Raw genomic sequence first — 16,040 nt, forward strand, 5'->3', positions numbered from 1 at the left:
AAGGAATGGTCGCATTCGACGCCAATGAAGCGCTGACGCCCTGCCGTGATGGACGCGGACTGGGTGCCATTCTGTTCGACCGCGAACGGCTGCGGCAAGCCGAGATCGAGCTGTTCTCGCCGGCCCACTGGGCCGAGCGGGCGCGGCCGGTCGGTGATGGCGGTCGCGGCGGTGCCTGGTTCGTCGATGCGCCGTTCGGCCAATGCGTGCTGCGCCAGTACCTGCGCGGCGGCATGGCGGCGAAGCTTAGCCGCGACGCCTACCTGTGGCGCGGCGCCGACCGCACCCGCAGCTTTGCCGAATTCCGCCTGATGCGCGCCCTGCGCGCGCTGAAGCTGCCGGTACCGCGTCCCATTGCCGCGTTCTACATGCGCGAGGGCATGCGCTACCGCGCCGCCATCCTGATGGAGCGGCTGGAGGGCGTACGCTCGCTGGCCGACCGCGCGCTGGTGGCCGGGCGGGGCGCCCCGTGGGAAGAAACCGGCCGGCTGATCGCGCGCTTCCACCGCGCCGGGCTGGACCATGCCGACCTCAACGCACACAACATCCTGTTCGACGCCAACGGCCACGGCTGGTTGATCGACTTCGACCGCGGCGTGCAGCGCATTCCGGCCACGCGCTGGCGCGAGCGCAACCTCAAGCGCCTGCTGCGGTCGCTGCTCAAGCTGCGCGGCGAGCGCAGCGTGGAAGAGGTGGAAAAAGACTACGCACGGCTGCGCCGCGCCTACGACCTAGCCTGGAACCGGGGCTACTGATGGACTGGGCACTGCGCTTCATGGGGGTCGGCAACGCGTCGGCCGTGCAGCTGGGCTCGCCGATGGCGGTGATCGAGCGTGACGGCCGGCCGTGGCTCACCATCGACTGCGGTGGCGAAGGCCTCACCGCTTTCATGGCGCAGTACGGGCAGGTGCCGCAGGCACTGTTCGTCACCCATGTGCACCTGGACCACGTGGCCGGTTTCGAGCGCTTGTTCGTGGATGCGTATTTTTCGCCGCACCGTCGCGGGCGCATCCGCGTGTACGTGCCGGCCACGGTGGTGCCGCTGCTGCACAAGCGCGTGGCCGACTATCCCAACGTGCTGGCCGAGGGCGGCGCCAACTTCTGGGACGCCTTCCAGCTGATCGTGGTGGGCGATGCGTTCTGGCACGACGGGGTGCGCCTGGAAGTGTTCCCGGTGCGCCACCACTGGCCGGAAACCGCCTATGGTCTGCGCCTCAAGGGCGCGGTGACCTGGAGTGGCGATACCCGCCCGATTCCGGAAATGCTGGCCCGCTACGCCGACGACAACGAACTGATTGCCCACGACTGCGGCCTGCACGGCAACCCGTCGCATACCGGCGTGGATGACCTGGAACGTGAGTACAGCCGTGAGCTGCAGGCGCGGATGATGCTGTACCACTACGCCAGCGAGGCCGATGGCGCCGCGCTTCGCCAGCGCGGGCATCGGGTGGCGGTGCCGGGCGAATGCGTGGCGCTGGCCGCGCCGACCGCCCTGCACGTGCTGACGCAGGATCCGCCCTGAGCATGGCGCAGGTGACGGACAGCACCGCGCTGGCCGCCCACCTGGAAGCGCTCGAACGCGCCCTGCATGACCCGGTGGTGCGTGCCGATGCCGCGCGCCTGGAGGCGCTGCTCGATCCGGATTTCAGTGAAATCGGCAGCTCGGGCAGCTGTTACGGGCGCGCCGCCGCACTGGTCGAGATTCCCGCCGAACGCGCCGTGGTGGAGATCGTCTCGGACGACTACCGCGTTGCGGTGCTGGCCCCGACCGTGGCGCAGGTGCGCTATTGCAGCTGGTATGTGGTTGACGGTGTGCGCCAGCGCGCGGTGCTGCGCAGTTCGCTGTGGCGGCTGCACGACGCGGGGTGGCGCCTGCTGTTCCACCAGGGCACGCCCGGCGTAGAGCCGACGGTTGGTCGGCAGACGTAATCATCCGGGGAGCGTTGAGGGCAGCCGACCAACGGTCGGCTCTACGCCCGCGATGGCAGGGGCCCAAAAAGGTGGCGGCCCCGCCGGCTGACCTCGGCGCCCGCGTCGATCGATACCGTTGCTGCCTTCCGGCCCTGGCGGGATTTTCGACCTAGCGTCGCGAGGGGCCGACGGGGCCACCATAGAGACGTTCCAAGCACCGGGTGATCGAAATCAGCGGGTGCCGGAGGTGCAGTGCAGGGACAGCCCCGCAGTGCAGTCGCGCATTCTAGCGCATGCGCCGCGTGCAGTGCCAGCGGCGCACGACTCAGCCGCCACGCTGCCAGAGCAGCTGCAGGTCACCATCGACGAAACCCAGCCCGATGCCCTGCACCTGCGCGCTCAGGCGCGGGCCGAAGCGGGGCGTGGCCAGGGCCTGGAGCAACGCGGTGTGCAGCGCGGCCAGGCAATCTTCCCAGTGGTTTCCGGTCACCGAATACGGCAATTCGATTTCGCGGGCCTCCGGTGCCCAGACTTCATCACAGGCCCAGTCAGGATCCTGTGCATCGAAACGGTCGGTACCGACCAGTTCGATGCAGAAGCCGGCATCGTCGCCCGCCGCGCCTTCGCTGAGGTTGAATGACAGGCCCACTACTTCGTCGGGCAGTGGCGACTGCAGCGCCTGTTCCAGCCAAGCGGCGAGCGTCGAATCAAGCGTCATGCGGGGGCTTCCTGCGTCCGGGCGGGTCAGGATGCCACGCCCGCCGCGCGTCCATGTAGCTGAATCGGTTGTAGCCACGGGCTGAACCCCGCGACAAGTGCCGGGCCTGCAGGTGCCGGCCATGGTCCGGCGTTGCTAGAATCGCCGCAGGAGGAACGGCCTCCCCCGCAGCGGGACACACTGACCAGGACGGCCTGGCCCTATCTAAGGAGGGCCACATGGCCTGGATCTATCTGTTGGCAGCCGGCGTACTGGAAATCGTCTGGGCGTTCGCGATGAAGCAGTCGGACGGCTTCAGCAAGCTCACCCCCAGCATCATCACCGTGGTTACCATGATCGCCAGTTTCTGGCTGTTGTCGCTGGCCATGCGCACCTTGCCCCTGGGCACCGCGTACACGATCTGGACCGGTATTGGCGCGGTGGGTGCGTTCGTCATCGGCATCACGTTCCTGGGCGAGCAGGTGAGTGCGATGCGTATCGCCGCAGCCGTGTTGATCGTGAGCGGGCTGGTGCTGATGAAGCTGTCGAGCAGCTGAGTCCTTCGGCGCTTAATCCAGCGGCATCACGCGTTGCATGTCCACCGCGTCCAGGCCCGGGCCGTGGCCATCGGTCACGATCCGGGTGATGCCGAATCCCAGCGCGGCGTAGAAATCGCAGGTGTGCTGGCTGGTGCTCAACACCACGCGGCGCGCGCCATGTGCGCGTGCCTGCTGCAGGCGCGCGTGCGCCAGTTCGCTGCCCAGCCCCTGCCGGTGCACGGTGTGGTCAACCATGCCCCAGCAGAACGCGGCGGTCAGCGCGTCGTCCATCGCCAGTCCGCCGCAGGCCACCACCCGGTCGTCGCGTTCGATCACCAGGTAGTCCGCAGCGCGCGCAGGCTGCTGCAGGTAGGTGGCAAAGTCCGCACGTTCATGCGCGCCGAAGAAGCGCGGCACGTTGCCATCGAAGATGGCCAGGCAGGCGGGTGCATCGGCAGCGGTGAAGGCGCGGATCGTGGACATGGGACGGCATGCAGTGGCTGGGAAGCGCGACTGTGCCACGGAACCCCGCTGCCGACCCGCCGCGCTACCATCGGGGCGGACAGGTGAGGCAGGAGGCCGGAATGTTCAGAGCGAAGATCGCCGCATGCGTGCTGCTGGCGGCGTCGGTGTCGGGGTGCACGTACGTGGTCAAGGACACGGCGGTGGTCTGCGACACGGTCGGTCGCGCGCCGGTACAGGCGACGCTGCCGCCGACGGCAGGGCAGCCGGCACGCCGCATCGTGCTGGTGCTGGACTATTGGCTTATAGAGGCCGCGCCGGGTCAGGCGGACAATGTGGTGTGGCTGGCAGTGAGCGCAAGCAATGAAGGGCGGCGGCGCTACGACACGCGTCGGCACGGCCCCTACGCGCCGACCGTGTGGGGCCCGGGCGAAGCACCGGTACCGCTGTGGTATTCCTCGGCAGGGGCGTACCTGGTGCGGGAAGACGGCCAGCGCATCGCGGCCGATCCGGCGTTGTATCGCGGCTTCACCACGGCATTGAGCGCCCGGCAGCGCCGCCCGGCCCGGTACGACGCGCGGCGGCTCGACCTCAACAGCGATGTCATCTGGGGGCCGCGCCAGGGCGGAGACCTCAACCAGGCGATCATGATCCGCTTTGATATTCCGCCACCGGCGCCGGACGCGCGCTGGACCCTGTATCCCGGCGAGGTGACCGTGGGTGACACCGGCGCCGTCGTGGCATTTCCCGCGCGCGCGTTGTGCCTGCGCAAGGGCCATCGCGGCAAGGTGCACTGGAGCATGCTGCCGTGACGGGAGGGGGAGCTGCGTCGCCCGCTGGCAGGCCGGCGGGGTAGAGCCACCCCATGGGTGGCTGCGCGCCGGTAACCGAAGCCACCCATGGGGTGGTTCTACAGGGGATTCTCTTGCGTCGCGCCAACAAAAAGGCCGCCCCGAAGGGCGGCCTTTTCATGTGTGTGGCGGAGAGAGGGGGATTCGAACCCCCGAAGCGCGGTTTAGACGCTTACACACTTTCCAGGCGTGCTCCTTCAACCGCTCGGACACCTCTCCGGACCTGCTGCGATAACCCGCTGCAGGGGCGCAGATTCTAGCGGGGGAATCGCAATCGCACAAGCGGCACGAGACGGAGGGCAGGGGGGCTGGACAGGCGTGGCACAATGGACGTCCCGATGAAGACGGTGGCCTGATGTCCTATCTCGTCCTTGCCCGCAAGTGGCGTCCGAAGCGTTTTGCCGAGCTGGTGGGCCAGGAACACGTGGTCCGTGCGCTCAGCAATGCGCTGGACAGCGGCCGGGTGCACCATGCGTTCCTGTTTACCGGTACCCGCGGGGTGGGCAAGACCACCATCGCGCGCATTTTCGCCAAATCGCTGAACTGCGAGCAGGGCACCAGCGCCGACCCGTGCGGCCAGTGCCCGGCCTGCCTGGACATCGATGCCGGGCGCTATATCGACCTGCTCGAGATCGATGCCGCGTCCAACACCGGCGTGGATGACGTCCGCGAGGTGATCGAGAACGCCCAGTACATGCCCTCGCGGGGCAAGTACAAGGTCTACCTGATCGACGAAGTGCACATGCTCTCCAAGGCGGCGTTCAATGCGCTGCTGAAGACGCTGGAAGAGCCGCCGGAGCACGTGAAGTTCCTGCTCGCCACCACTGACCCGCAGAAGCTGCCGGTGACGGTGCTGTCGCGCTGCCTGCAGTTCAACCTGAAGCGGCTGGACGAAGACCAGATCCAGGGCCAGATGACCCGGATCCTGGCCGCCGAGGAGATCGAGTCCGACCCGACCGCGATCGTGCAGCTGGCCAAGGCCGCCGACGGCAGCCTGCGCGATGGCCTGTCGCTGCTCGACCAGGCCATTGCCTACGCGGGCGGCGCGCTGCGGGAAGACGTGGTGCGCACCATGCTGGGCACGGTCGACCGCACCCAGGTGGCCGCCATGCTGGACGCCCTGGCCGATGGCGACGGCGTGCGCCTGCTGCAGGTGGTCGCCGCACTGGCCGAGTTCTCGCCCGATTGGAGCGGCGTGCTTGAGGCGCTGGCCGAGGCGCTGCACCGCATCCAGGTGCAGCAGCTGGTGCCGGGCGCGCAGTCCGACGGCGAGGGGATCGATGCCGCCGCCTTCGCCCAGCGGCTGCGCCCGGAAGTGGTGCAGCTTTGGTACCAGATGGCACTGGGGGGCCGACGCGACCTGTACCTGGCCCCGAGCCCGCGTGCGGGCTTCGAAATGGCCGTGCTGCGCATGCTGGCATTCCGACCGGCCGCCGCGGTACCGCCGGTGCCGCGCGATCCGGGTAACGGTACCGAGGTGAACAACGGCGCCGGCAGCCCCGCGCAGGGCAGCGGCATGGCCGCAGCGCCAGTGGCGGTGGCGGCTGCACCGGTCGCCCGGGTCGCCCCTCCCGCAGTCACCCCGGTGGCCCCGGTAGCGGCGGTGGCCGTGCCCGTGGTTGCCCCGGCTGCGGCGCCGGCGCCGGAAAGCCCGCGCCCGACGCCGCCCCCGGCGGCCCAGCCGGCGCCTGAAGACGACCTGCCGCCGTGGCACCAGGCCGGTGCCGAGGAGCGTGACGAGGCGCTGGCCGCCGAACTGGCCAGCCCCGACGCGGCCATGGTGGCCCCGTGGGAGGCGCCGCCGGCGCGTCCTCCCGCACCGGCCCCGGTGGTGGCGCCGGCAGCCGGGGCGCGCCCGCAGGGCATCGCCATTGCGCCCTCGGCGTCGGTTGCCGACGCGGATGCCGCTGCCCCGATCGCCCTTTCCTCGCCGGAAGCCTGGCTGGAACTGGTCGCCCAGAGCCAGCTAAACGGCCCCTCGCGGCAGCTGGCGGCCCACGCGGCGTTCATCAGTTTTCAGCACGGCATCTTGAAACTGGCGGTATCGCCCGGATTTGAGTACTTGTGTTCGGACCGTTCGCTGGCGGCGCTGACCGATGCGCTGTCCGGGCCGCTGGGACAGACCCCGCGGATCGTGATCGAACATGGCAACGCCGAGGCCGAAACGCTGCACCAGCGTTCCGATCGCCAGCGTGGCGAGCGGCAACAGGCGGCCGAAGCCGCCTTCATGGCCGACCCGCAGGTGCAGGTGCTGATCCAGCAGCACGGCGCGCGGGTCGTGACCGATTCCATCCGTCCTTTTGATGAGTAACACGACATGCGCGGCAACATCGCCCAATTGATGCAGCAGGCCCAGAAGATGCAGGAAAACCTGCAGAAGGCCCAGGAAGACCTCGCCAAGCTGGAAGTTACCGGCAGCGCCGGCGGTGGCATGGTCAGCGTGACCCTGACCGGCACCAAGGAGTGCCGCAAGGTGCGCATCGACCCGTCGATCCTGGGCGATGCGGAAATGACCGAAGACCTGGTCGCGGCCGCCTTCAACGATGCGTCCAACAAGATCGACGCCGAATCGAAGAACCGCATGGGTTCGGCCACGGCGGGCATGCAGCTGCCGCCGGGCATGAAGCTGCCGTTCTGATCCACCGCAGGTGCCGGGCCCGCGCCCGGTACCGGTGGGGTGACCACGACGCGAAGCCTTCGGGCTTCGCGCGTTTGTTTCTGAGATGAGCCCATCGCCATGAGCCTGCCCCTGCTCGAACAATTGATCGAGGCCTTCCGCGTGCTGCCGGGCGTCGGCCAGAAAACCGCCCAGCGCATGGCCTACCACGTGCTCGAGCGCGAGCGTGTGGGCGGGCAGAAGCTGGCCGAGGTGCTGGCCAAGGCCATCGAACGCATCGGCCATTGTGTGCAGTGCCGCGATTTCAGCGAGACCGAGACCTGCGCGGTGTGCGCCAATGGCAGCCGTGAGCGGCAGCAACTGTGCGCGGTGGAATCGCCCGCCGACCGGTTGGCGATTGAACATGCGACCGGTTTCCGCGGCGTGTACTTCGTGCTGCAGGGGCGGTTGTCGCCGCTGGACGGCGTGGGCCCGCGCGAACTCGGCCTGGACCAGCTGGAGGCCCGCCTGAAGCAGGGCGAAGTGCAGGAACTGATCATCGCCACCAGCGCCACGGTGGAAGGCGAAGCCACCGCGCATTACCTGGCGCAGCTGGCGCGCGCGCACAAGGTGCGCCCCAGCCGGTTGGCCCAGGGCCTGCCGCTGGGCGGGGAGCTGGAATACGTGGATCGCGGCACGCTGTCGCACGCGTTCGGCACGCGCACCGAAATCCAGGAATGACCCCGGGCAACCGCGCCGCGCCGACGGGGTAGAGCCGACCGTTGGTCGGCTGGCCGCGCTGACCGCACCTCCCATGCCCCGCGCCGCACCCGTCGAAACCGGCAGCGCATCCGCGCTACTCTCCAAGCCCCTGTTCCAAGAGGTGCCCCATGAGCCAAGACACCCTGTTCGGCAAGATCATCCGCCGCGAAATCCCGGCCACCATCGTCTACGAGGACGACGAGGTGCTCGGCTTCAAGGACATCGCCCCGCAGGCACCGGTGCACGTGCTTTTCATTCCCAAGAATGAGGCGATTCCGACGTTGGACGACGTGCAGCCCGCGCAGGCGCACTTGATCGGCAAGCTGGCGCTGGCGGCAGCCGAGTACGCGCGCCGCGAAGGCTTCGCCCAGAACGGCTACCGCATCGTCATGAACTGCCGCGAGGACGCCGGGCAGACCGTGTTCCACATCCACCTGCACCTGCTGGCGGGCGCGCCGCTGGGCCACTTCGGCACGGCGAACGGCTGAGGCGCCTACGGCGACGGCATCCCGCGGGGTAGAGCCACCCCATGGGTGGCTGCGCGGCGCCGGATCCAACGGCAGCCACGCATGGGGTGGCTCTATCTGATCGGCGACGCCCGTTGTGTTGCCCCACGGTGCAACAAGAAAAGCCGCCCTTGGGCGGCTTTTTTGCAATGCCTACCGACCAACGGTCGGTATCTACCCGGTTACCACCAGCCCCAGCCGCGGTAGCCCCAGCCCGGGCCCCAGCCCGGACCCCACGGCCCGTACGGGTAGGCTGGCACCACGTCCACCTGGCGCTGTTCCGGCCACAGGTAGATCACATCGGCGTCCAGCTTGGGCAGGCGGTAGTCGTATTCGCCGATGCGGGTGTTCTCGTAGCCGGCGATCTTGCCGATGAAGGTCACATCGCGACCCGGTTCGAACACGGCCGGGTCGTAGAAGCCGGCGCGGCAGGCCACGAAACGGCCGTCGCTGGCGTCGGCCGAGGTGGTGCTCGGGCGGCCACTGCCGTTGAGCGGGCGCGAGATCATCTGGAAACAGGTCTGGCCCTGGGCCGGATTGGTTTCGATGATGCGGCCGCCCCAGCGCACCGGGGTACCCACCTGCTGGGTGGGCACCGCATCGCGCGGGCTGACCATGCTGAACTGGCCTTGCAGCGGTTTGGGCGCGGTCGCGCAGGCGGCCAGCGCCAGCGAAGCAGCGAGGGGAAGCAGAATCTGGATCTTCATGGGGATGCTCCGGAGGACGGGCGATGCCTGCGCAGGTCGCGCAATAATGAAGTGAGGTCGACGTCCGCGCCAGCGTAGCGCGCGAGAACGAAACGGCTGCTGAGCGACAACAGCGCCGGGTCTGGCCGCTGCTGGTGGACGCGCTGGGCCCAGCGGCCTGCGGGCTCGGCACTGTCACGCGCCAGGCCAAGCCTGGCGTAGCGCCGCCCCAGGCGGTGCCACGCGCGCAACAACGGGTCGCGCTCGCGTTCGCCACGGCTCAGCAGCCACGCCATCCAGCCTAGCGTGGCCAGCGCGAAGACCGTGAAAACGGCGATCAGCTGTGACGGTTCCAGCGTGTCGATGCCCAACGGCCGCAGCATCTGCTGCTGGCGGTTCGCGTCGAAGGACAGCACCAGGTCGTTCCAGCCGCGCCGCAGCCAGTCGCTGGCCTGCCCCAGTTGCAGCCAACGGCTCTGCAAGGTGGCGGCGCCGCCCTGCTGCAGGCGATCTTCCAGGGTGTCGTAGATGCGCTCGGGAGCCACGGCGGCGGTCGGATCGACCCGCACCCAGCCTCGCTGCGGCAGCCATACCTCGGCCCAGGCGTGTGCGTCCATGCGGCGCACCACCCAGTAGTCGCCGTACGGATTGCGCACGCCACCGGCGAAACCGGTGACCACCCTTGCGGGAATGCCGGCGTTGCGCATCAGCACCACGAATGCCGAGCTGAAGTGTTCACAGAAGCCGGCCTGCTGGTTGAACAGGAACTCGTCCACGCCATCACGACCGGGCAGAGGCGTTTCCAGGGTGTAGGCGAAGCGGGCGCGGATCCAGTCCAGGCTGCGCGCGACGATGGCCGCGTCGTCGCTGCCCGCCTCGCTGCGCCATTGCCGGGCCAGGGCGGCGGTACGCGGGTTGAAGCCTGCCGGCAGCTGCAGCGCACGTTGGCGCTCGTAGGGGCTGAGCGCGTCCTGGTAGGTGGCCACCGGCGACGACTGCAGGCGCCAGCGGGTCAGCGTGGTCAGGCGGGCAGTGCTGCGCAGGCTGTGGGCACCGTCCAGGGTGCTGCCGGCGGGCGCCTGCAGCGGCAGGTCCAGCGCCACCAGCTGGCGGCGGTCGGTGGGCTCGTAGTCGATCTGGTAGTCCCAGCGCACAGCCGAATGCGTCACCGCCGCCGGAGACCGTTGCCGGGCAGCGTCATCCTGTTCCCAGCGGCGCCCATCGAAGCGGGTCATCACCGGGCCGCGCCAGTAGCGCTGCTCGGCGGCGGGCACGGCGCCGAAGAACTGCACGCGCAGGGCAGGCGCGTCGTCGGCCATCAGGTCCAGCCACTGCCCCGGCTCCATGTGGTCGGACAAACCGGGCGTGCCCACGGCGCGGTCCGGGATGCCCCACAGCGGCTGGCTCAGGCGCGGGAAGAGCCAGAAACCGGCCAGCGCCAGAGGCAATCCCAGCGCGACCAGCTTGCCCACCCCGCGCAGCGCGCCGCCCAGGCGCGGGCTGGGCGCCTGGCCTTCGGCATGGGCAAGCCGCTGCAGGGTCAGCAGCGCCGTGAGCGCGGCCACGACGGCCAGGGCCATCGTGGTGGGGCCTTGGTCCAGCAGGAACGCGGCGAACGGCGCGAACAGCGCAAAGCCAAGCAGGCTGCGTGCATCGCGCAGGCTGCGCAGTTCGCTGGATTTGAGTGCCAGCATGGCCGCCAGCAAGGCGCAGCCGGTATCGCGGCCGGGACGCGCGCCCATCTGCCAGTAGATGGCGGCGAGCATGCACAGCACCAGTGCCACGCGCAGCACCGCAGGCAGCACGCGTTGACGGGCAGCCGCAGCGGTCACCAGCGCGACCAGGGCGATGATGGCGGCGAGCAGGTCGGGCAGCTGCAGCAACAGCGGCAGCAGGCCCAGTGCAGCACTGGCCAGGGTCCAGTGGCGCGCGCTGGAAGCCAGGGTGGGGGACGTGGGCTCAGTCATGCGGCATCAGCGCCAGTGCGCGTTGGCACAGGTGGTGGTGGGCGCTGCCATTGCCCGGTCCCAGCACCGGCTGCCCGGGTAGCTGCAGGGTGTAGCGGCGGCCATCGCGCTCGGCAAGGTCCACCCAGCGGGCCAGCCGCGCGATGCGTGCTTCGACCGGTAGCGCGGATAGCTGTCGCCAGTCCAGCAGCACGTCCACGCCAACCGGCTTCTCATACTCGCGCACCAGCAGGGTGTCGCGCCGTGCGGAGTGCTTCCAGGCGATGCTGCGCGTCGGGTCGCCCGCGCGATAGGGGCGCAGCTGATGCAGCTCGTCGCCACTGGCATGCACGCGGGTATGCAGGGGATCGCCACCACTTTCCGGCAGGGCGGGCGCCTGTCGTTCGGGGGCGGCGTAGACCAGCAGCGGTGCGTCGGGCCATACCCACGACCAGGCACGCACCAGGCCCAGCGGCTGCGTGGTGGAAATGCGGATGCGTGCCAGATCGAACCAGCCGCGTCGCACGGTGGGCAGCATCAGGTCCACTTCGATCTGGTCGGTATCCAGCAGATGGCCGAAGGCCACCGCCTGATCCAGGGCGAGTTCGAGGCCGCGTCGTGCGCGTGCGTCGGGCCGCGACAGGCTGATCCGCAACCGCATCGGCTGGCCGGCGTGCACCGGTTCGGCCGATACCGCATCGATCTGCAGCCCGGACAGCTGCAGGTGCGCGCTGATGGTGCTGGCGATCGCGACGGTGGCCAGCAGCAATGCCAGCAGCAGTGCCGGGTTGTTGTTGTAGTTCAGTGCGCCCAGCAACATCGCCACCAGCACGGTGGTCACGAACATGCCGAAGCGGGTGGGCAGCACGTAGATGCGGCGCCGGTCGAGCCGGCGCGGCAAGGCTTCGGGCTGCCGTGGCCGCGCCAACAACTGCAGCGTGTGCCAGCGGTCTCCCCAGCCGCGGCGCATCTCAATCCACCGCGACGGTCTGGAGGATCGCGCGGGCCAGTGCCGGGCCGGTGCTGGCTTCGGCCTCCGGCACCAGGCGGTGGCCGGCAACCGCCACGAACAGGGTCTGCACATCTTCGGGCACCACGTGGGTGCGACCGAGCAGCAGCGCATGCGCCTTGGCCGCATGCAGCAGGGCCAGGCCGGCACGGGGCGACAGCCCCACGCGCACGCCGGCGTGCTGGCGGCTACGGGTGAGCAGTGCCTGCACGTAGTGGATCAGTGCGTCGCTGGCATGCACCTGGCGGGCCGCCTCGCGCAGCGTGCGCACCTGTGTGTCGTCCAGCCGCGGCTGCGCCTGTGCGATCAGGTGGCGGCGGTCGGTGCCGCGCAGCAGTTCGCGTTCGGATTCGGCATTGGGATACCCCAGGGCCAGCCGCAGCAGGAAGCGGTCCAGCTGCGAGTCGGGCAGCGGGAAGGTGCCCGACAGATCCACCGGGTTCTGCGTTGCGATCACGAAGAAGGGATCGGGCAGCGGGTGGGTGACACCGTCCAGGGTGACCTGCTGTTCGGCCATCGCTTCGAGCAGCGCGCTCTGCGTGCGCGGTGGCGCGCGATTGATCTCGTCGGCCAGCAGCACGTGGGTGAACACCGGGCCGGGATGAAACTGGAACTGGCGGCTGGCCGCATCGTAAACCGAGACGCCGAGCACATCTGCAGGCAGCAGGTCCGAGGTGAACTGCACGCGCTGGAAGCCCAGCCCCAGGCTGGAGGCCATGGCGTGGGCCAGCGTGGTCTTGCCCAGACCCGGCAGATCCTCGATCAACAGATGACCGCCGGACAGCAGGGCGACGAACGCCAGCCGCACTTCATGCGCCTTGCCCAGCACCAGTCCGTTGACCTGGTCCTGGGCGCTGCGGAGGGCCTGTCGCACTACATCGGTTAGCATGGCTGGCACGTGGGGCGAATTTTCCATGTCCGTCTCGTGTCGATGATTCCTTCGATTCTATAGAGCAATGCAGGGCGAACAACGCGCACGCACGATTTTTCTGCTGTTGTGGACGCTGGTCACCGCGGTGAAGCTGGTGATCGCCGCGCGTCTGCCGTTGTTCGTGGACGAAGCGTTCTACTGGCAGGAAGGCCAGCATCTGGCGGCGGCCTATTCCGACCTGCCGGGGCTGACCGCATGGCTGTCGCGGCTCGGGGTGGAGCTGGGGGGCGCGCACGTGCTGGCCCAGCGCCTGCCGTTCCTGGCCATCGGCGCTGCGCTGCCGTGGTTGGTCTCGCGTATTGCCACGCGCTGGTTCGGCGCCGTGGCCGGCTGGCAGGCCGGCAGCCTGACGTTGCTGATGCCGTTGTCGGGCACGCTGGGCATCCTGGCGGTGCCGGACGTGCCGATGGCGCTGGCGGCGGTGCTGTGCCTGGACGCCGGCGCGCGCCTGCTGCGCACTGTGGACGCAGCCTCTGCGGTGAAGCTGGCGCTGGGCCTGATGATCGGCGCGCTCAGCCATTACCGTTTCATCGGCGTGATCGTGGTCGGCTTCATCGCCCTGCTGTTGTTGCCGCAGGGCCGCCGCATGCTGCGCGATCCGCGCGTGTGGGTGGCGCTGGCGGTCGGGGTGCTGGCGTGGCTGCCGCTGCTGTCGTGGAATGCCGACAACCAGGATGCCGGCCTGAAATTCCAGGTGGTCGAACGCCACCCGTGGGCGTTCGAATGGAGTGGCCTGTGGTTCCTGGTGATCCAGCCGATGCTGGTCACCCCGATCCTGTGCATGGCGATGTGGAAGGTGGCGCTGGCCGGCACCCGTAGTGGTGGCGGTGCGCGTGCGCAATGGCGCTACTTCGGCCTGGTGGGCGCGGTGTCGACCGTGGCGATCTTCGGGCTGGGCTTCTTCACCGATGTGGAACGCATCAGCTTCCACTGGCCGCTGCCGGGTTATCTGGCGCTGCTGGTGGCGGTGCCGGTGGTGCTCAACGGCTGGCCGCGCTGGCTGCGGCGCACCGGCTGGTGGCTGGCCGGTACCGGCCTCGCACTGGCCTTCGGCTACTACCTGATGGCGTCCACCCCGAGCCTGCGCGAGCAGCTGGCCGGCGACAAATACTACCCGCGCAATTTCGCCGGCTGGGAACCGCTGGCCGCTGCGGTGCGCGACGAACTGTCCGGCATGCCCGAAGGTACCCGGGTGCTGGCCGGCAACTTCAAGGTGGGGGCCGAGCTCGGCTTCCAGTTGCGCGATCCGTCCATCGAAGTGCTGCGCCACCCGCTCAACGACAAGCACGGCCGCAGTGCCCAGCTGGGGCTGTGGGGGCTGTTGCACGATGGCCAGCGCAACGCGCCGATGCTGCTGGTGCTGTCGCCCAGCGACCAGCGTTACCGCGACCTGCTGCAGCGCTACCACGCGGTGTGCGAGCAGGTAGGCCCGCTGCCACCGCCGCGGGTGGTCAGCAACGATCATGGCTACCAGCGCTTCCTGCTGTTCAAGCTGCCCGCAGAGCGTGCGTCCGGGCCGTGCGTGACCCCGGCGATGGCCTGGATCGATACGCCCCAGGCCGACGCAACGGTGGCGGGCGTGGTGGAAGTACGCGGCTGGGCCTTCAAGGACGGGGTGGGGCTGTCGCGGGTGGAGGTGCTGCTGGATGGCAAGGCCGTGGCCGAGGCCGAGTACGGTCGCCTGTACGACATCACCAGCTTCTGGACGAACTCCAACGACCCGCAGCACCCCAACGTCGGCTTCAGTGCACGGATCGATACGCGCGGGCTGGCACCGGGCAGGCATTGGCTGGGGCTGCGCCTGCATGGCCGCGATGGCAGCGTGGAAGCCTGGCAGGAACAGGTGCTGCAGGTGCCCGCGCGATGAGCAGCGCGCTGCCCGGGGTTCAGGGCAGGGTGTAACCGGCCTGGCGCAGCAGCTGGCTGGTGGCGATCAGGGGCAGCCCGATCAGTGCCGTGGGGTCGCGGTTCTCGATGGCCTCGAACAGGGCGATGCCCAGCCCCTCGCACTTGAAGCTGCCGGCGCAGTCCAGCGGCTGTTCGGCAGCCACGTAGCGGGCGATGGTGGCCGCATCCAGGGCGCGGAAGTGCACCCGGGTCAGGTCGCAGGCCGCCAGCTCCCGACCGTCGCAGCGCAGGCTGACCGCCGTATGGAACGCCACCACCTGGCCGGACATCGCCGCCAGCTGCGCCTGCGCCGCGGCCACGGTGCCCGGCTTGCCCAGCGGGGAACCGTTCAGCTCGGCGACCTGGTCCGACCCGATCACCCAGCGCCCGGGGTGGCGGGCGGCCACCTCGGCGGCCTTGGCCTGTGCCAGGCGCACCGCCAGCGCATGGGGAGATTCGCCCGGCCGGGGGGTCTCATCCACGTCCGGGCGTGCGCAGTCGGGCGCCAGGCCCAGTCGTTGCAGCAGTTCCAGGCGGTAGCGGGAGGTGGAGGCAAGCACGGGCGGAAGCATGCGAAAATACCGGTCGGTGGGGTCGGCAGTCTGGCCGCGGCGGCCGGGTGGGGCAAGCCGGTACAGGATGGATTTGACAGCCGGGCAGACGGTCCTTAACATTCAGCGGCTTATGTCCGCGAACGTGCCCGAATTGCTGGATGCTTGGCGGATGGTCGCAGCACGCAGGTGCTTCGACGGCCAGGTGAATCTAGCTGAATTGACCCGCCTGCAAGGGCTTGTTGCCGATACCGAAGGTCAGTGCACCTATGCACTGGAATTCGCGCACGACGACATCCTGCGGGTATCCTATGTTGAACTGACCATCGAAACCGCGTTGCCGCTGATCTGTCAGCGCAGCCTGCAGCGCTTCCTGCTGCCGGTCTCGATGGTGCAGCGGCTCGGCCTGATCCGCAGCGAAGAGGAAGAATCCTCGTTGCCGGAAGGGTACGAACCGTGGCTGGTGCCCGAAGACGGCATGCTGCGACCGCTGGAACTGGTCGAGGACGAACTGGTCCTGGCCGTGCCCGTTGTGCCGTTGTCTCCCGATGGGCAGGCAGTGGACCGCGACTGGGCACCGACCGAAGAAGAAATCAGCAAGGCCAATCCGTTCGCGGCGTTGGCGGCACTGAAAAAACAATAGCAGCCGGATTGTCGTCGGCGGCTGCGGCGAAAGCGAAGACTGTGCTGGGCGCTGGCGTCCTGC

At 69.1% G+C, this 16,040-nt stretch carries 18 protein-coding genes, 1 tRNA gene and 1 other RNA gene; 11 read left to right on the forward strand and 9 right to left on the reverse strand.

The window, feature by feature from the left end:
• The first annotated feature begins 5 nt into the window (after window positions 1-5).
• The 3 genes from GQ674_RS03055 to GQ674_RS03065 are packed head-to-tail and all read left to right on the forward strand — an operon-like array spanning window position 6 to window position 1,929.
• A complete protein-coding gene (locus tag GQ674_RS03055; protein ID WP_159495908.1) occupies window positions 6-755 on the forward strand; it encodes a 3-deoxy-D-manno-octulosonic acid kinase in 750 nt (249 codons plus the stop codon).
• A complete protein-coding gene (locus GQ674_RS03060; RefSeq protein ID WP_159495909.1) occupies window positions 755-1,522 on the forward strand; it encodes an MBL fold metallo-hydrolase in 768 nt (255 codons plus the stop codon). Before GQ674_RS03055 ends, GQ674_RS03060 begins: the two co-directional genes overlap by 1 nt.
• A 2-nt stretch (window positions 1,523-1,524) precedes the next feature.
• Window positions 1,525-1,929 carry a DUF4440 domain-containing protein gene (locus tag GQ674_RS03065; RefSeq protein ID WP_159495910.1) on the forward strand — a complete coding sequence of 135 codons (405 nt, stop codon included), beginning with the start codon at window positions 1,525-1,527 and terminating at the stop codon, window positions 1,927-1,929.
• Between the two features lie 77 nt (window positions 1,930-2,006).
• Here GQ674_RS03065 and ffs read toward each other — a convergent pair.
• Window positions 2,007-2,103, reverse strand: an RNA gene (ffs, locus tag GQ674_RS03070) — signal recognition particle sRNA small type.
• 133 nt (window positions 2,104-2,236) lie between these two features.
• Window positions 2,237-2,629, reverse strand: a complete 393-nt coding sequence (locus tag GQ674_RS03075; RefSeq protein ID WP_159495911.1) for a hypothetical protein — start codon at window positions 2,627-2,629, stop codon at window positions 2,237-2,239.
• Between the two features lie 218 nt (window positions 2,630-2,847).
• Between GQ674_RS03075 and GQ674_RS03080 the strand changes: the two genes are divergently transcribed.
• A complete protein-coding gene (locus tag GQ674_RS03080) occupies window positions 2,848-3,165 on the forward strand; it encodes a multidrug efflux SMR transporter (RefSeq protein ID WP_159495912.1) in 318 nt (105 codons plus the stop codon).
• A gap of 12 nt (window positions 3,166-3,177) precedes the next feature.
• Here the strand turns inward: GQ674_RS03080 and GQ674_RS03085 are convergent, their stop codons facing one another.
• Window positions 3,178-3,630, reverse strand: coding sequence for a GNAT family N-acetyltransferase (locus GQ674_RS03085; protein ID WP_159495913.1), 453 nt, complete (start codon window positions 3,628-3,630; stop codon window positions 3,178-3,180).
• A gap of 101 nt (window positions 3,631-3,731) precedes the next feature.
• Between GQ674_RS03085 and GQ674_RS03090 the strand changes: the two genes are divergently transcribed.
• On the forward strand, window positions 3,732-4,421 hold the full coding sequence (locus GQ674_RS03090) for a hypothetical protein (RefSeq protein ID WP_159495914.1): 690 nt from the start codon (window positions 3,732-3,734) through the stop codon (window positions 4,419-4,421).
• 165 nt (window positions 4,422-4,586) lie between these two features.
• Here GQ674_RS03090 and GQ674_RS03095 read toward each other — a convergent pair.
• Window positions 4,587-4,679, reverse strand: a tRNA-Ser gene (locus GQ674_RS03095).
• A 136-nt stretch (window positions 4,680-4,815) separates the two neighbouring features.
• Between GQ674_RS03095 and dnaX the strand changes: the two genes are divergently transcribed.
• From dnaX to GQ674_RS03115, 4 genes are all read left to right on the forward strand, one after another.
• Window positions 4,816-6,771, forward strand: a complete 1,956-nt coding sequence (dnaX, locus tag GQ674_RS03100; RefSeq protein ID WP_159495915.1) for a DNA polymerase III subunit gamma/tau — start codon at window positions 4,816-4,818, stop codon at window positions 6,769-6,771.
• A 6-nt stretch (window positions 6,772-6,777) separates the two neighbouring features.
• Window positions 6,778-7,098: a YbaB/EbfC family nucleoid-associated protein gene (locus GQ674_RS03105; RefSeq protein WP_038690110.1), complete on the forward strand. Its 321-nt coding sequence runs from the start codon at window positions 6,778-6,780 to the stop codon at window positions 7,096-7,098.
• 99 nt (window positions 7,099-7,197) lie between these two features.
• Window positions 7,198-7,797, forward strand: coding sequence for a recombination mediator RecR (gene recR / locus GQ674_RS03110; RefSeq protein WP_038690108.1), 600 nt, complete (start codon window positions 7,198-7,200; stop codon window positions 7,795-7,797).
• Between the two features lie 149 nt (window positions 7,798-7,946).
• A complete protein-coding gene (locus GQ674_RS03115) occupies window positions 7,947-8,306 on the forward strand; it encodes a histidine triad nucleotide-binding protein (protein ID WP_159495916.1) in 360 nt (119 codons plus the stop codon).
• A 200-nt stretch (window positions 8,307-8,506) separates the two neighbouring features.
• Here GQ674_RS03115 and GQ674_RS03120 read toward each other — a convergent pair whose 3' ends face one another.
• Genes GQ674_RS03120 through GQ674_RS03135 form a run of 4 tightly spaced genes read right to left on the reverse strand, consistent with a single transcriptional unit; the run spans window position 8,507 to window position 12,854 of the window.
• Window positions 8,507-9,031 (reverse strand): Slp family lipoprotein, encoded by a 525-nt coding sequence (locus GQ674_RS03120; protein WP_128096756.1) that lies wholly within the window; start codon window positions 9,029-9,031, stop codon window positions 8,507-8,509.
• A complete protein-coding gene (locus GQ674_RS03125) occupies window positions 9,028-10,977 on the reverse strand; it encodes a DUF3488 and transglutaminase-like domain-containing protein (protein ID WP_159495917.1) in 1,950 nt (649 codons plus the stop codon). The genes GQ674_RS03120 and GQ674_RS03125 overlap by 4 nt, the downstream gene beginning before the upstream one ends.
• Window positions 10,970-11,926: a DUF58 domain-containing protein gene (locus GQ674_RS03130; protein ID WP_159495918.1), complete on the reverse strand. Its 957-nt coding sequence runs from the start codon at window positions 11,924-11,926 to the stop codon at window positions 10,970-10,972. Before GQ674_RS03130 ends, GQ674_RS03125 begins: the two co-directional genes overlap by 8 nt.
• Window position 11,927: 1 nt before the next feature.
• On the reverse strand, window positions 11,928-12,854 hold the full coding sequence (locus GQ674_RS03135; RefSeq protein ID WP_159495919.1) for an AAA family ATPase: 927 nt from the start codon (window positions 12,852-12,854) through the stop codon (window positions 11,928-11,930).
• Between the two features lie 67 nt (window positions 12,855-12,921).
• Between GQ674_RS03135 and GQ674_RS03140 the strand changes: the two genes are divergently transcribed.
• On the forward strand, window positions 12,922-14,763 hold the full coding sequence (locus tag GQ674_RS03140; protein ID WP_159495920.1) for a glycosyltransferase family 39 protein: 1,842 nt from the start codon (window positions 12,922-12,924) through the stop codon (window positions 14,761-14,763).
• Between the two features lie 19 nt (window positions 14,764-14,782).
• Here the strand turns inward: GQ674_RS03140 and GQ674_RS03145 are convergent, their stop codons facing one another.
• The gene (locus GQ674_RS03145; RefSeq protein WP_159495921.1) at window positions 14,783-15,355 is read right to left on the reverse strand and encodes a Maf family nucleotide pyrophosphatase; all 573 of its coding nucleotides are present in this window, start codon (window positions 15,353-15,355) and stop codon (window positions 14,783-14,785) included.
• 112 nt (window positions 15,356-15,467) lie between these two features.
• Between GQ674_RS03145 and GQ674_RS03150 the strand changes: the two genes are divergently transcribed.
• Window positions 15,468-15,977: a YceD family protein gene (locus GQ674_RS03150; RefSeq protein ID WP_038690091.1), complete on the forward strand. Its 510-nt coding sequence runs from the start codon at window positions 15,468-15,470 to the stop codon at window positions 15,975-15,977.
• Window positions 15,978-16,040: the final 63 nt, after the last annotated feature.

The organism is Stenotrophomonas sp. 364 (genome assembly GCF_009832905.1).
In the GTDB taxonomy this organism is placed as follows: Bacteria; Pseudomonadota; Gammaproteobacteria; order Xanthomonadales; family Xanthomonadaceae; genus Stenotrophomonas; species Stenotrophomonas maltophilia_AP.